This is a genomic window from Occallatibacter gabretensis (assembly GCF_001449115.1).
GTDB lineage: Bacteria > Acidobacteriota > Terriglobia > Terriglobales > Acidobacteriaceae > Telmatobacter > Telmatobacter gabretensis.
On record NZ_LAIJ01000012.1, the window covers coordinates 485,375 to 501,040 of the forward strand.

At 56.1% G+C, this 15,666-nt stretch carries 9 protein-coding genes; 7 read left to right on the forward strand and 2 right to left on the reverse strand.

Annotated features, from left to right (window positions below; genetic code table 11):
* The first annotated feature begins 337 nt into the window (after nucleotides 1–337).
* The 3 genes from VO84_RS21300 (at nucleotide 338) to VO84_RS21310 (ending at nucleotide 7,698) form a co-directional block, all read left to right on the forward strand.
* Complete coding sequence (locus VO84_RS21300; RefSeq protein WP_058189783.1) at nucleotides 338–5,587, forward strand: beta strand repeat-containing protein; 5,250 nt, start codon at nucleotides 338–340, stop codon at nucleotides 5,585–5,587.
* A gap of 385 nt (nucleotides 5,588–5,972) precedes the next feature.
* Complete coding sequence (gene serS, locus VO84_RS21305) at nucleotides 5,973–7,304, forward strand: serine--tRNA ligase (protein WP_058189784.1); 1,332 nt, start codon at nucleotides 5,973–5,975, stop codon at nucleotides 7,302–7,304.
* A 19-nt stretch (nucleotides 7,305–7,323) separates the two neighbouring features.
* Nucleotides 7,324–7,698, forward strand: coding sequence for a hypothetical protein (locus tag VO84_RS21310; protein ID WP_058189785.1), 375 nt, complete (start codon nucleotides 7,324–7,326; stop codon nucleotides 7,696–7,698).
* A 10-nt stretch (nucleotides 7,699–7,708) separates the two neighbouring features.
* On the opposite strand, the gene VO84_RS21315 is transcribed toward VO84_RS21310, so the two are convergent.
* On the reverse strand, nucleotides 7,709–9,040 hold the full coding sequence (locus VO84_RS21315) for an alpha-amylase domain-containing protein (RefSeq protein WP_058189786.1): 1,332 nt from the start codon (nucleotides 9,038–9,040) through the stop codon (nucleotides 7,709–7,711).
* Nucleotides 9,041–9,232: 192 nt separating this feature from the next.
* Between VO84_RS21315 and VO84_RS21320 the strand changes: the two genes are divergently transcribed.
* Nucleotides 9,233–9,883 (forward strand): LolA family protein, encoded by a 651-nt coding sequence (locus tag VO84_RS21320; RefSeq protein WP_058189787.1) that lies wholly within the window; start codon nucleotides 9,233–9,235, stop codon nucleotides 9,881–9,883.
* On the opposite strand, the gene VO84_RS21325 is transcribed toward VO84_RS21320, so the two are convergent.
* Nucleotides 9,843–11,321, reverse strand: coding sequence for an ArnT family glycosyltransferase (locus tag VO84_RS21325; RefSeq protein WP_058189788.1), 1,479 nt, complete (start codon nucleotides 11,319–11,321; stop codon nucleotides 9,843–9,845). The two genes, VO84_RS21320 and VO84_RS21325, sit on opposite strands and share 41 nt — an antisense overlap.
* Before the next feature lie 79 nt (nucleotides 11,322–11,400).
* On the opposite strand from VO84_RS21325, the gene VO84_RS21330 reads away from it, so the two are divergent.
* Genes VO84_RS21330 through VO84_RS21340 form a run of 3 tightly spaced genes read left to right on the forward strand, consistent with a single transcriptional unit; the run spans nucleotide 11,401 to nucleotide 15,599 of the window.
* Nucleotides 11,401–14,931, forward strand: coding sequence for a glycosyltransferase (locus tag VO84_RS21330; RefSeq protein ID WP_058189789.1), 3,531 nt, complete (start codon nucleotides 11,401–11,403; stop codon nucleotides 14,929–14,931).
* A 37-nt stretch (nucleotides 14,932–14,968) separates the two neighbouring features.
* Entirely contained in the window at nucleotides 14,969–15,247 is a 279-nt protein-coding gene (locus tag VO84_RS21335) for a BrnT family toxin (RefSeq protein WP_058189790.1), read from the forward strand.
* The gene (locus VO84_RS21340) at nucleotides 15,210–15,599 is read left to right on the forward strand and encodes a helix-turn-helix domain-containing protein (protein WP_197414151.1); all 390 of its coding nucleotides are present in this window, start codon (nucleotides 15,210–15,212) and stop codon (nucleotides 15,597–15,599) included. The genes VO84_RS21335 and VO84_RS21340 overlap by 38 nt, the downstream gene beginning before the upstream one ends.
* The last annotated feature ends 67 nt before the right edge of the window (nucleotides 15,600–15,666 follow it).

Here is a 15,666-nt window from a genome sequence, read left to right on the forward strand (position 1 = left end):
TTTCACGCTTTGCGTGAAACGAGTCGAAGGATCTGCGGTTGTTCTTGGTCTTCCTTTTCGTGAGTTCCATTACAGTCGTCGGCTGCTCCGGGTCCCTGAAGTTGGAACCTGGGATAGCAATCCGCCAACCCGCCATCCTGACCATAACCGTCTCATCCTGAGCGAACGAGTCACCGAGCGAATTTCAGCTCGGAGGATAGGGAGCCGAGAATCTGGCATTACCGATTGGGCTAAATATTACCGTGCTATAGTTTGTCTGCCGCCGGATATCCGGCTTCTCATTCCATCCAGAACGGCTTTATCCAGACAAATCGGAAGCCGGAAACAAGAGGCTCCCATGTTCACTCGTTCGACGGGTCCCCGAATTAGCCTTCCGCGTTCGTTTTCCCTCATACGCTGGTTTGTCGTCGCAGCCTTTGCGTTACTAGCCACCAGCCAGCAATCTTTCGCTCAGACTGCGACAACCACAACGCTGTCGATCACCAATGGCAGCGGCCCCGTTACGACAGTCAGCTCCGGCACAGTGGTTACACTCACCGCGACAGTAACGGCAGGATCAACTCCCGTCAGCCCAGGCCAGGTCAAATTCTGCGACGCCACAGCCGCCTATTGCGAAGACTTCCATATCGTGGGCACCGCTCAGCTCACCTCCGCTGGCACCGCCGCCCTCAAATTTCGTCCCACGCTCGGCAGCCATAGCTACAAGGCAGTCTTCATCGGCACCAAAACCAATGCCACAAGCACTTCCGCAGCGTCTTCGCTAAGCGTTACAGGGCCTGCCCCCACATCTACCACGCTCTCCAATAGCGGAACCAATGCAGCTCCCAGCCTGTCGGCCACCGTGGGTAGTGCCCCTTCTTCACAGCTACCTACCGGCAAAATTTCGTACATAGATACAAATCACAGTAAGGCAGTAGTCGGCACTGCCACCTTGAGTTCGTCAAACAACACTTGGCAGCTATCAACTTCAGCCAATTTCTCGCAGATTCCGGGTAGTTCTGGAGCCGCATTCAACCCGTTTCAGTATCCTGTCGTAGCCGATTTCAATGGCGATGGAATACCGGATATTGCAATAGCCTTGGAGAATTCCGTAGTAGTTTATTTAGGCAACGGCAACGGAACGTTTACGCAGACGCGTACATCGGCAATTCCTTCGGGTGTTTCCGGTACACAGGTTGCCGTAGGCGACTTTAATGGCGATGGAATTCCTGACCTTGCCTTCGCGGGCTACGGACCGGCGTGGATACTGCTTGGGAAAGGGGACGGCACGTTCACCGCAAAGTCGTCTATTTCGTCAATTGTGTTTCCCGAGGTTGTAGTCGGTGACTTCAACAATGATGGAATTTCTGATCTGGCAACAACTGCCGCAATTTTTATTGGCAATGGAGATGGAACTTTTACCCAGGGTCCATCCACGCCGGCTGCTTGCACAGCTGCTACAGAAACTGGCAACATCGTCGCGGCCGATTTTAACGGAGATGGGAATCTCGACCTGGCTTGCCTGGCGGGTAATAGTGTGGATATCTTGCTAGGCAAAGGCGATGGCACATTTACCGCCGCTACACCCATTGCGGTTGGGGTGGATACGTGGAGCTTAGCTGAAGCAGATTTCAACGGCGACGGAATTCCGGATCTCGCAGTTCTCGGTACAAACGGCAAGGGTATTGTCATATATCTGGGAACTGGAAACGGGAATTTCACTGCAGAGCCTAACCCTTTGTCATCGAGCTTGGCGGGATTCGCGGTCGGTGATTTCAATGGCGATGGAATTCCGGATCTTGCAGCGCCTTATGGGAATGGCGTAGTGCTATATCTTGGCAGTGGAACCGGCACTTTTTCGCAGTCGGCTAGCGTTTCGTATCCCAATACTACTTCCATGCTTCAAGTCAATGCAGGCGACTTCAATGGAGATGGGCTTTCCGATGTAGTTGGCGTTCCCTTCGATGGTGATCCACAGAACTTCATCACCCAGGTATTCGTCAGTCTGACCTCCGGCCAGCAAAGCTCAGCTACATTGTCACCAACTCTGACATACGGCATCCACAATATTGCGGCCAGCTACTCCGGAGATAGCAACTTCGCCGCCAGCACTTCTGGCACTGTTATTATCTCCAACCAGCAATCAACAACTCTCACCTTAAGTGCTACTCCAAGCTCTGGGCTGTTTGCCGGGCAAACTACCCTGCTAACAGCCACATTGAGCCCGTACACAAACTCAGGCGGCAGTTCCAATGGCGAATCCGTCACATTTTCTGAAGGCGGTTCGCCGATATGCACAGGCACGCTTTCAAATGGAGTAGCCACATGCTCATTGCAGATTCTGTTCACCGGATCTCAGAGCTTTAGTGCGGCTTATTCGGGTGACGCTTACTTCACCGGGAGCGCCTCAAACTCCATCACCATCACCGCCACCGCCGCACCAACCACTCTTACCCTGAGCGCAGCCCCGAGCTCCGGCCTTATTGCCGGCCAGACAACTTTGCTGACCGCTACTCTTAGCCCCTATTCAATTTCAAGTATTAGCTCGGACTTTCAAGACCTCTCGTTTTATAACGGCAGCACATTTATGGGTTACGGCAGGCTCTCGGGCGGCGTGGCGACACTCACATCGTCGCCGCTCGCTGCTGGATCTCAGAGCCTGAGTGTGTCTTACCCTGGAAACTCTCTTTTAGCCCCCCGCAATACCAGCATTACGGTCAGCGTTGCAAAAACCCAGCCCAGCCTGACCCTGAGTGCAACTCCGGGCAGCACGGTGCAGGGCCAGACGGCCATTCTCATGGCGACTCTCAGCGGTTATTACGGTTCAGGGAGCAATGAGCCCATTACATTTATGATTGGCAGCCAGGTTCTGGGGACAGGCACCCTGTCCGGCGGCACGGCAACCTTAAAGCTCTCCACGTTGCCGCCGGGCGCCAGTTCTCTTACTGCAACTTACCCCGGTGACACCAGTAATGTCGGTGCAACTTCGAATACTCTCCCTTACACGGTCTATACATCCCAGGCAGCAACGACCACTACGCTCGCCTTGACCAGCGGCGGCAGCTCCGCCACATCGGTTTCTACCGGTTCCGTGGTCACGCTCACAGCCACAGTCATGGCCGGCTCAACTCCTGTCACCAGGGGGCTGGTCAAATTCTGTGACGCTGCGGCAACGTATTGCGAAGACTTTCACATCATAGGCACCGCCCAACTTACCTCCGCAGGCACCGCTGTCCTCAAGTTCCGTCCCGCAATTGGCAGCCATACTTATAAGGCAGTCTTTGCCGGCACCAACATCAATGTAACAAGCTCCTCAACAGTCTCATCGCTGGCTGTTACCGGCATTTACGGCACTGCCACCACACTTTCCTGGGATGGTTCCACCGCCGACCCCACCCTGACCAGTTCGGTAAAAGCATTCACCTCCAGCCCGAGTCCTACAGGATCGGTCTCCTTCGTGGACACAAGCAATGGCAACGCCGTCCTGGGAACAGTGCCACTCGGTGCTTCCACTGCCACACCATCATTATTGACCTCCGCCAGTCTGGCTAACAGCAATGGGGCCTTCGCGATTGCAGACTTTAATAGAGACGGCATTCCTGACATGGTCCTCTCCACCGCGAGCGGCGTCACAGTCTACTTCGGCAATGGCGATGGAACCTTCGCGCAGACACCGGCAATTACAGCACTCCCTGGAAATCCATACGCCTCGGGATTTGTAGTCAGTGACTTCAATAGCGATGGAATTCCGGATCTGGCAATCATCACGTACCTGGACGGGAACTATGCTGTCGCAATTTTGCAGGGAAAAGGAGACGGCACCTTCACGATCGGTTCCACCATAAGCGCTGGCCCGCCGAATGTATATGTATACCCATTTGCCGGAATCATAGTGGCGGACTTTAACAACGATGGAGTTCCCGACTTGTTAGTAGAAGTGGAAGGTGCGGGATACACCTCGTATAGCTATGTAGTTCTTTTCGGCAACGGAGATGGCACCTTTCCAGGCCTCGCGGGGGGCGTCACCACCACGAACGAGGGATTTGGATCCGTTGTAGCCGATTGGAACGGCGATGGCATTCTGGACCTTGCTAATTTCTCGTATAACGGCAGCACGGAAAAATGGCAAATTAACACATTGCTTGGCAATGGGGATGGAACCTTCACTGCGGGTACGACGTTGCCGCTCAGCGGACAGCCAAATGGAATTCTGACAGCTGATTTCAACGGCGATGGAAATCCAGATCTGGTAGCGTCAGCATACCCTGCCTATAACAACAGCACCCAAAGTTATTCGCCTAACAATGTCACTCTATTTACGGGTAAGGGAGGCGGAACTTTTAATGTGGGGCACGGCGTGAATCCATCAACCGCCCTTTCTACCATTATTGTTGGCGATTTCAATGGCGATGGTATCCCGGATATTGCGGGTTCGAATGAAACCAACAATGGTCTGTCCGGATTCAGCTACCTGTTAGGCAAAGGGGACGGCACTTTCACCCAGGAAAATGTGCAAACCTCCATAAGTTACGGCGCTAGTCCTGCAACAGCCGACTTCAACGGCGATGGAATCTCCGACTTGGCAATGGCCACCGTTACGTCTCCACAGACAATCCTCGTCGGGCTCACAAGCCCCCTCCAGAGCACAGTTTCGCTCTCGCCAAATCTCACTGACAGTACACACGTAATCGAAGCCACCTACTCGGGCAACAGTAATTTCCTCCCAAGCATCTCCCCAACCGTCACCATTAACAACACGGTGCCCACCGGGCCCGCGGTCATCACATCGCCGGTTCCGGGAACCAAGCTCTCCGGCTCAACAGTCACCTTCACGTGGACACCCGGCAGCGGCGTCAGCGTTTACCAGATCAGTGTAGGAACCAAATGGCCGGGCGCAATTGACATTTATGGCGGAGGCGCTACCACGGCGACTTCGGCCACTGTCACAGGCATTCCCACAAATGGAATAGATGTGTACGTCATGCTCCGGTCAGTGATCAACGGCGTTGTGTATACCAATTTCTACACCTACACAGCAGCCGGTTCTCTCACACCCCCAGCCCTGATAGCGCCAGCGCCAAACAGCCACCTCGGAAGCTCTACCGTCACCTTCAAGTGGTCACCGGGCAACGGACCAACCGCGTACTTGCTGAACATAGGCACCAAATGGCCCGGCGCAGATGACATCTATGGAACAGGCGTCACAACCGCCACTTCTGTCGAAGTGCCCGGCCTGCCCACAAACGGCGTCAACGTCTATGTCCAGCTGCGTTATTTCTTCAATGGCGTCTGGACAGATATCAACTACACCTACACGGCAGAGGGCACCACCGCCCCGCCGGTCTTATTTACTCCCGCGCCGGGCAGCCAGCTTACCGGCTCCACCGCAATCTTTCAGTGGACAAACGGCCCTGGCGTAACGGGATACACACTTTCTGTGGGAACATACGGTCCCGGCTACTTCAACATCTATAGCTCGCCGCTTCTCACCAGCACCGTCGCCGTCGTACCCAACATTCCCACCAACGGCAAGCCTGTTTACGTCATGCTCCGGTATCAAATCAATGGAGTCTGGCAAACCGCCAACTACACCTATACTGCCCAATAAGTTCACTGAGGGGCAGTCCCGTTACTTTCGTCCATTGAACTTTCGTACCGTGTTCCATCCGCAGAAACTTTGCGTGCAATTAACCCCGAATATGCTTTACTCATAATCAGCAGAGAAAGCGACGGCCCGAATCCTCATGGATTCGGGCCGTCGCCGTTATGGGAGGGGAGGGGGCCCCTCCCCCACCCCCTCTGCACTGAAATTTGTGCAAACGAACTGATTCACCATCACCCAACTGCACAGTCTCGAAATGAAGATCGCATAAAGATTTCTCCAGAAACTGTGCGAACGGTATGTAAGCTACAGAAAAACCATAACTTCAGAATCCGTGCAGCACAGGATAACTCGCAACAGCTGCCCTATCCTCCGGTACACTAGGAAAGTCATGCACGACATAGGATTTGTCCGGTCCAATCTGGACCTGGTAGAAGCAAAACTGCGCGCACGCGGAGCAGACCCTGCCGCGCTCCTCGGCGATTTCCGCTCACTCGACCTCCGCCGCCGCGAAGCCATCCGTGAGGCCGAAACCCTCAAGGCCCGCCGCAACGAACTCTCGGAGCAGGTCGGCCAGCTCAAGCGCCAGAAACAGGACGCCACAGCGCTCATGGACGAAACCCGGGCGCTGAAAGACAAACTGGACGACCTCGACAAGACCGCCACAGCACTTGACGACGAATTGCGTCTCTCGCTCTCCCGCGTGCCCAACCTCACCCGCGACGAAGTTCCCGCCGGCAAATCCGAAGCCGACAACGTCACCGTCAAGGAATGGGGCGCAAAGCGCAGCTTCGATTTCGAAGCAAAACCCCACTGGGAGTTGGGCGAACAGCTCGGGATTCTCGACCAGGACCGCGCCGCCAAGCTCAGCGGAGCCCGTTTCGCCGTCTACTTCGGACCCGGTGCCCGGCTTGAACGCGCACTGGCCGGCTTTATGCTCGATCTGCACACGGAAAAGCACGGCTACACCGAAGTCCTGCCGCCCTTCATGGTGAACTCGAAGTCGCTCTTCGGCACCGGCCAGTTGCCCAAGTTCGCCGAAGATCTCTTCCGCACCTCGGACGCCGACGCCGAGAGCGCGGCAAACGGTGAATTCAAAGACGCAGACCACTGGCTCATTCCAACGGCAGAAGTCCCCGTCACCAATCTTTACCGCGACGAAATTCTCGACGAAACCCGTCTGCCCATCGCCTTCACCGCCTACACTCCCTGCTTCCGCGCCGAAGCCGGAGCTGCAGGCAAGGACACCCGTGGCATCATTCGCCAGCATCAGTTCCAAAAGGTAGAGCTGGTCAAGTTCGTCAAACCGGAAGACTCAGACACAGAGCATGAAAAGCTGACCCGCGACGCCGAAGAGATTCTGGAGCTTTTGGACCTGCCGTATCGCCGCGTTCTGCTGTGCGCAGGCGATACCGGCTTCTCTGCAGCCAAAACCTACGACCTCGAAGTCTGGCTTCCAGGCCAGGGTCTCTATCGCGAAATCTCCTCCTGCTCGAACTTCGAGTCCTTCCAGGCGCGCCGCGCCAATATCCGTTACAGGGCAAGCGGACCAAAAGGCAAAAGCGAGTTCCTGCACACCATCAACGGCAGCGGATTGGCCGTCGGGCGCACCTGGCTCGCGATCCTCGAGAATTACCAGCAGGCAGACGGCTCAGTGGTTGTGCCGGAAATTCTTCGGCCCTACATGGGCGGCTTGACTACAATTAACAAGCAGAACTTCTGATTTTCAACGAACGGCAAGCATGAACAGGATTCTCAAAAGCTACTTTTACTGGACCTACCCGCGCGGCAGCTTCCATTACGACGTCATGGTGACGCTGATCCTCGCCTTCATCTTCATCACCCCGCAGGTATGGGATTACGGCGACAAGCCGCCAGCGACCGGCGGACCAAGGCAGCCCATCCAGGTGCTCGGCGACGGCGGCAAAGGCCTCATTCTCACCGTCCCCGCCAGTGAAGTCCCCATCCCGGCAAGGGTCACGGACTACACAATGCGCCGCGCGCTCAAACGCGCCATGCAGCCCGTCACCGGCGACGCAGTCTCCATCGAGCGCTGGGAGCTCTCGCGTGATGCCAACGGCAATCCACTGGCATGGAAGGTCTGGCTGCACAAGTAAAGACCTGTCATTAATCGACTGGTGCGTAAACGCAATAGCCTCGCGGCGGCGCAGGAAATTCAGCGCTACCTTCTCCGTCCGTGGTTCTTTCCTCCGGCTGCGGAGCTTGGTAGCCATCCCACGCCACAGGCTTGAACTTCTTGTTAGGCCATTTCGTCTTGACCGCCCGCCCACTCCACTGGTTTCCAAGGTTGTTAAGCACGTAAACAAGACCTGTCTGAGACTCCGTGCCCGCCCGCTGCATGACATAAAGATCAGGATCGGCGTGAAGAATCGAAGACTCCCCGCCGGCATGCTTATGATGCGCAGACACAAGAGCATCTATGCCATTCGGTGTGTTCGGCCGAGCCAATTCATTATTGAAGTAGTCCCACCAGAACACACACGGATAACCATCCCCAGTCAGGATGAACGAGTAGGCCAGCATCTTATCGTTTACGATTTCATTGTTTTGCATGTCATGGTTGTCGACAAAGGTGACTGCATTGAAAGGCCGCGCGGCAGATACCGATCCCTCGTCCGTCAGTTTGCGCAGATCGTAGCTCGGCGTGTCACACATATCTTTCAGCTTGTAGCGAAGCGGGAAATCAAAAGCAGCCACCTGCTGGTCAGTAACAGCGTGGACCTTGTCCAGCCAGTCGCCAATGTCATCTGGACCGGACCAATACTCGCCGACGACGAACGGCGCAAACTCGCGGCCGTCCTTCTTCTGGTACTGATACTTGGACAGCAGGCCGATCATCCACGCCCCGTAGCCTTTCACAAAGTCAAAGCGCAGCCCCTCGAAGTCCAGCTCTTCAATCAGCAGCCGTGCGTACTCAAACATTGCGGTGTAGACCAGCGGATTGCGGTGGCAAAGATGCGGAAAACCCGCGAAATTTTCCCCTTCGATCATGGTGCGCTCATACCGGCTGGGATGAAAGCAGTTCCAGTCGCGAGGAAACTTGCCGCTTTTCGGGCGAAACTTCGTCCACATCTTCTGCCCGTTTAGCGGGTTGGTCTCTTCCTCATCAGCGCCGGAGTTGTGATTAATCACCATATCAGCAATGGCGCCCATGTTGTGCTCGCGCATCGTGCGGATGAGATTCTCAAGCTCTGCGCGATTGCCGTAAAGGGTCTTCATCGAACCCTTCTGGTCGATGTCGCCCAAGTCGAAATAATCGTACGGATCATAGCCGTTGGAGTTCGGGTCGGCGGCCTTGCTGATCGGCGGAAGCCAGAGCGAATTAAAGCCGGAGGCTGCCAACTGGGGAACTTTCTCGCGAATGGTATCCCACCATTCGCCGCGCTTATCTTCTTTCACAGGCGCATCCCAGTAAAAAGCCTGCATCATAACTGCCATGGAAAATCTCCCGCGTGGCTAAATTGTATGTCTGAGTAAATTTGAATAAATACTTAGTTTCCGCACTCTTAGGGATGCCAATACTAACGGCGAAGTTGGTTTCAGACACAGTCAAAATGCTTCCCACGCCGAAACCGCGCGAATTTTCTCGCTCCTTTGACTTCCACCAGGCGTCTAAACTAACTGAGGATTATGCGCGCACGTAAATTGCTTTTTCTTCTTTCGCTGGTCGCACTCATCGCGGCTCCCATCTCCGCCAAAGCCGATGATCTTCAGTCGGTACTGAGTCGTCTCAACGTCGCGTCAAAGAAGTTTCACTCCGTCTCCGCCAACGTTGTCTTCGATACGGAAACGCAGGACCCTGTGCCTGACACTGACATACAGAAGGGTACAGCGTACTACGAGCGCAATGGCGGCGCCTTCAAGATGGCCTCACACTTCCACGAGCGCAACGGCCGCCCTTTCAACAGTGGTTACAACTACACCGATGGCGCGATCCATTTCTTCGACGGCACAGAGATCCACACCTATGACTTTGCGAAGTGGCAGAGCTTTCTCATCCTTGGCTTCGGCGCAAGCGGCACGGAACTGGCCGACAAGTGGGACATCAAGTACATCGGCTCGTCTGTCCTGGATGGTGTGAACGTTGCCCAGCTCGAGCTCGTTGCCAAAGACCCTACGGTCCGTAAGAATATCGCCAAGATCACCATCTGGATCGATCCCGATCGGGGTGTAAGCCTGAAGCAGCGTTTCGATGAAAGCCCAGGCGTCTATCGCATCTGCACCTACACGGACATTAAGGTCAATGTGACTTTGCCGAAGAACGCGTTTGACTTGAAGTAAACCACGCAACAGTGACGCCACCCAGCACAAACCACATCGGAAAGAACTCCAGCGTGTAGCGCGCTTCCGGCCCCTCAACGGTGGCCAAAAGCGCGCATCGCAATACGAAGTAAAGCAGCATCCACAGCCACAACCGTGGCCGCAGGCATAGCCCGATCACGCTCAGCAGTAAATATGCCAGGTTCAGCGCCACATAAAACCAGCTCAGAATCGTTTCATCCCAATGGTGTCTGTAGACCCACCAGTCCTGATCGATAGGCAGGTTCTCCACGCGCGGCCTCAGCAGCATATCTGCCACACGCGCCGCCGGCAGCCCCACATAGTAGCGCAACGGATGCGCAGCAATACGATCATCGGCCAGTTTCCCAAGCCGTGCATCCAGACCCGCGGTAAAGCTCTCGTCATTGTTCTCGTAATCCCGCGCAATCGCAGCAGTCTGATCACGCTGCTCCTTCGAATCAAACGCCCGCGCCGGAATCAGGGTCATATCGAACGGCCCATCCGGCACATTCCAGTAAATTTCGTATGTGTTCTTAAAATCCAGCGACCACGTCTTGACCCACCTCTGCCATCCCTGCCATGTAGGCTCTCCGGGATCGGTAGCATAACGCGGCGCCAGCGGCTGAATCACATGAAACTGGCTCCAGTTATGCGCCGTCCAAATACTGAACGGGGCAGCAGCAATGACAAAGCACGCAAGCGTCATCGCCATTCGTCGCCTGAGTGAAAGCCTGCGCCCCGAAATCAGCGCCAGCACCATGGGCGCGCCAAACGCCACCCCTATCAGCGCCCCATCCGGCCGCAGCAATGCCGCAAATGTGATGACCAGCGTAAATCCCAGGGCCGCCGCCCATCTCTGTCTGTTCTGAAATCGCACCGTCAGCCACATCGCCACCGTGATGCAGAACAGCGTCAGTGACTCCGTCAGCGGAGACGCCGCATAGCTCGAAGTAAACGGGCAAAGCGCGGCAATCCACAACGTCACATGGAATGCGCGAGACTTCGCCGCATCCGGCCACTCGGCCGGACAAATCCTCCGCGCCGTCAACGCCAGCATCACGCAGCCTGCCAATTCGCAAAAGATTTGTACCACTGCCGCCGGAAAGAACTTGTCCACTCCAAAGAGCCGGAAGCACGCAGCCAGAAACAGTGGATACCCCGGCAGACGAATCAGCGTAGGATGCAGCACGCCACTACCGTCTGCAATGGAGTATTGCCCGTGTAGCAGAATGTTCTTTGCCAGGTTGGCATAGAGGTGTCCATCCACAGTCACCTCAAAGAACTTCGCCACGAACCAGAAGCGCAGCGCAGTGCCAGCAGCCAGCGCAGTGCCAGCAGCCAGCGCAGCCGCAATCGAAATTGCCGCACGCAATCTCACGCGGCCAAACCGCCCCTCTGTCGTGCCCTGGCCTGTTTGACTCCCGGAAGCCGGTTTCATACGATTTCTACTGATAGTGTATTAGCTTAGAACCTTTATCGAGATAGCGCCCCAGCGGAACCGGAAACAGGCCCCCGAAATGCCCGAGAAACAAATTTTTTACGATCCACAACGCAAGCGCTGGAAGCGCCTGCGCCGCATTCTGGACGCCAGCGCTGTCGCCGTTACGATCATTGTGGCCGGAGTGATCTTCAACACCCTCCGCGTCCAGACATTGCCGGAGCTTCTTTTCCCCAATCAGAAGCACAACTACAAGGCGCTCAGCGACCGGACTCCACTGCTCAAGGGCACGCGTCCCGGCCCGCCCAACCGCCGCAAGTCCACAAAAAACCCATCGCAGATCACGCTCAACACTGGCGAAGGCCTGCGTGCCGCGTACTACGTTCCCGATGACGCCACAAGCTATTCGTCCTTCAAGCAGCATGTTCACCAGATCGATATGCTCTTTCCGGAGTGGCTGCACGTCAACGCGCCCGATCCCGTCCTTTACGCCGTAGGCGCGGATGCCCGCGAATACCGAGTCATCGATGGCAATACCGTTCACGATCCCGACGATCTGAACAAGATCAAGCGCGTCATTCAGGAAGCGCGCGAAGACACCGAAGTCTTCCCGCACATCAATAACTACAACGAGCAGACACAGCAATGGGATCCCTCCGTTGGAGACATGCTGGCCGATCCAGCCAAACGCGCCGCATTGCGCCAGCAGCTCGTTCGGTTTTTTACCGCACAGCCCGCCTATCACGGTCTCTCGCTGGACTTTGAAAATCTGAATGAGCCGGCGGTTCCGGCCTACATGACTTTCGTGCAGGAGCTTTACCGCGACCTGCACTCGCGCAACCTTCGCCTCTACGTGAACGCGCCGGTCTCATTGCAGGATCAGTACTTCAAGCAGCTTGCCGCAAACTCCGACGGCATCATCCTGATGAACTACGACCAGCACGAGCTCGAGAGCAACCCCGGCCCCATTGCAGCGCAGGATTGGTTCCTCGGCAATCTCCAGCATGTGCTCACCGTCGTACCCAAAGAAAAACTCATCTGCGCCATTGGCAACTATGGATACGACTGGTCCATGTCCATTCCAGGCGCGCCGAAAAAAGGCGCGAAACCCGCCAAGCCGAAGGTTCTTAACACGGATGATCTCTCTGTCTCCGACGTCTGGCAACGCGCCTCTGACGCCAACGCAGACCTTGACCTCGATTACGATACCCTCAATCCGCACTTCGAATATATCGATGAGGACAGTAATGTCCGCCACGTTGTCTGGTTTCTCGACGCCGTAACTGTGCTCAATGAGATGCGCGGCGCACGCCAGCTCGGCCTCCAGACCTTCGCTCTCTGGCGGCTCGGCGAAGAAGACAATACGCTATGGAACATCTGGGATAAGCCCAGCAACCCGGACTCACTCAACGCTCTCGGCACCGTCCCACCTGGCCACGATGTCGATACCGAAGGCGACGGAGAGATCATCCACGTCACCGGCCTACCAAAAACCGGCAAGCGTACCGTGGAAATCGACACCGACGAAAAAGACCCGCGCAAAAAACTCCTCGTCGATGAGCACATGGATGTCTACCCCAGCCAGTACACCATTCGCCAGTACGGTTACCACCCCAACAAGGTAGCCATCTCCTTTGACGATGGGCCTGATCCCAAGTGGACCCCGCGCATCCTCGACGTCCTCAAAAGCAAAGGCGTCCATGGCACCTTCATGCTGATCGGCGAAGAAGCGCAGCAGAACATGGGCGTCATGCAGCGCATCGTGGATGAAGGCAACGAGATAGGCAACCACACCTTCACGCACCCGGACATCAGCGAAATCTCTCAGCGCCAGCTCGATCTTGAAGTCAAGCTCACCAATCGGCTCTTCGCCGCGCGGCTAGGCGTGCAGCCACTCTACTTCCGCCCGCCATATGACATTGATGAAGAGCCGGAGACCGACGATCAGGCCGCACCCGTGGTACACATTCAGCAGTTGGGCCTCACCGTCGTCGGCAACAAAATTGACACCAATGACTGGGATGAACGCATCCGCAAAACACCGGCAGAGATCTCCCAGTCTGTGCTCGATCAGCTCAATCGCATGAAGGTTAAGCCGCAGTTTCGCGGCTCCATCATCCTCATGCACGACGGCGGCGGCGACCGCTCAGTCACGGTAGCCGCACTGCCTGTGCTCATCGACACACTGCGCGCCCACGGCTATCAGATCGTGAATGTCTCAACACTCATGGGCAAGACCACGGCAGAAGTCATGCCGCGGCTTACCTTCTGGCAGCGCGCCCGAACCCTGCCTGACCTTGCAGCCTTCACAACCCTCTCCGCCATCACCAACTTCATCGTCCTGGTCTTCTTCCTCGGCGACATTCTCATGAGCGGGCGTCTCATCCTCGTGGGCCTCTTCGCCATCATTGACCGCCTGCGCCGCCCGCATAAAAAAGCCTCCGTAGGCTTCAATCCCCGCGTCGCCGTGCTCGTCCCTTCGTACAACGAGGAAAAGGTCATCGTTCGCACCATCCGCTCCGTGCTCAACTCGGATTACGCCAACCTGCGCGTCATCGTCATCGATGATGGCTCAAAGGACCGCACCTCCGACGTAGCGCGTGAAGCCTACGCCGTCGAGATCGCCGCCGGCCACGTCACCGTGCTCGAAAAACCCAACGGAGGCAAGGCCGCCGCGCTCAACTATGCGCTTAACTTCGTCGATGAAGAGTTCTACGTCGGCATCGACGCCGATACCGTCATCGCAGCCGATGCCGTCAGCAAGCTCATCCCGCACTTTGAAGATCCCCGCATCGGCGCCGTTGCCGGCAACGCCAAGGTCGGCAACCGCGTAAATCTCTGGACTCGCTGGCAGGCCCTCGAATACATCACCAGCCAGAACTTTGAGCGCCGCGCACTCGATCTCTTTCACGTCGTCACCGTCGTCCCCGGAGCCATCGGCGCGTGGCGCACGGAAGCGGTTAAGAAGGCTGGAGGCTATCCCGAAAACACCGTCGCCGAAGATGCTGACCTCACCATGAGCCTCCTCGAACAAGGCCTTCGCGTGGATTACGAAGACCGTGCCCTCGCCTTCACAGAAGCTCCCATCAACGCCAAGGGCCTCATGCGCCAGCGCTTCCGCTGGTCCTTCGGCACACTGCAGGCCGTATGGAAGCACCGCGCCGCCTTCACCAAAAATGCAGCGATGGGCTTCTTCGCGCTGCCCAATATCCTCGTCTTCCAGATGCTGCTGCCGCTGGTCTCGCCCTTCATTGACATCATGTTCGTGTATGGCATCATCCACTACTTCATTGACCGCCACTATCACCCGGAAGCCACCTCGTCCGCCAATTTCATGAAGCTCCTTGCCTACTTCACGGCCTTCCTGATGATCGATTTCATCACCTCTGCCGTCGCCTTCAGCCTGGAGCGCCGTCATCCCGCCAACAAAGGCGATGGATGGCTGCTCTTCCACATCTGGCTGCAGCGCTTCAGCTACCGCCAGCTCTTCTCCGTGGTGCTGTTCAGGACGTTGTGGCGCGCAATCGATGGCAAGCCCTTCAACTGGGACAAACTCGAACGCACCGCCAAGATGAGCAAACGAACCGAAGCACTGACCGAGACCCGCTGACGTTGACGCAACTACGGCCTAGCCGTACCATTAAGACATGCGCTACGAGTGGGACCCGCAGAAAGATGTCCTGAATCAGCGTAAACATGGATTGCGACTCGCGGCGGGGATTCCGGCTCTGGAAGATCTGGCGGAGTTGTCCTGGATTGATGACCGATTTAATTACGATGAAATTCGATTCATCACTCTCGGATTAGGTTCGGATGGCGTCCTTTATGTAGTTTCAACTGAGCCGGATGACAATCTGGTTCGCATTATCTCGGTAAGGAGGGCAGAGTATGAAGAAATCCAGTGGTATGATCTCGGTCGAGCATAACCCCGGCGACCCGCCAATCAAGACCGATACGGACTGGGATTATGTGAACTCATTGACAGATGAACAAATTCACGCCGCTGCCCTTTCTGATCCGGACTGCCCTCCTCTTCCACTTGGCAGCGACGAGGAGATGGAAAAGGCCGGATTCATCCGCATCGTGAATGTCTTCAAACTCCGCACAAAGCTCGGTATGACGCAAGAGGAGTTCGCTGCGCTCTATAGCATCCCCATTGGGACGCTGCGCGATTGGGAACAGCGCCGCAAGAGACCGGATGCTACAGCACGGGCGTATCTGAAAATCATCGAGCGCGACCCTAAAGCAGTGGCAAAGCTGCTAGGCAGCGCTGCATGAGAATACTCGCCGAAACAAAACGGCGGATGAGCTTTCACTCTCATCCGCCGTTTCTTATTGCATCGCT

Bases quoted from the DNA above. Each gene is read 5' to 3' on its own strand.
- VO84_RS21325 (WP_058189788.1), bottom strand. From the start codon at position 11,321: ATGAAACCGGCTTCCGGGAGTCAAACAGGCCAGGGCACGACAGAGGGG.
- VO84_RS21330 (WP_058189789.1), top strand. From the start codon at position 11,401: ATGCCCGAGAAACAAATTTTTTACGATCCACAACGCAAGCGCTGGAAG.
- VO84_RS21340 (WP_197414151.1), top strand. From the start codon at position 15,210: ATGAAGAAATCCAGTGGTATGATCTCGGTCGAGCATAACCCCGGCGAC.
- VO84_RS21335 (WP_058189790.1), top strand. From the start codon at position 14,969: ATGCGCTACGAGTGGGACCCGCAGAAAGATGTCCTGAATCAGCGTAAA.
- VO84_RS21310 (WP_058189785.1), top strand. From the start codon at position 7,324: ATGAACAGGATTCTCAAAAGCTACTTTTACTGGACCTACCCGCGCGGC.
- VO84_RS21300 (WP_058189783.1), top strand. From the start codon at position 338: ATGTTCACTCGTTCGACGGGTCCCCGAATTAGCCTTCCGCGTTCGTTT.
- serS (WP_058189784.1), top strand. From the start codon at position 5,973: ATGCACGACATAGGATTTGTCCGGTCCAATCTGGACCTGGTAGAAGCA.
- VO84_RS21320 (WP_058189787.1), top strand. From the start codon at position 9,233: ATGCGCGCACGTAAATTGCTTTTTCTTCTTTCGCTGGTCGCACTCATC.
- VO84_RS21315 (WP_058189786.1), bottom strand. From the start codon at position 9,040: ATGGCAGTTATGATGCAGGCTTTTTACTGGGATGCGCCTGTGAAAGAA.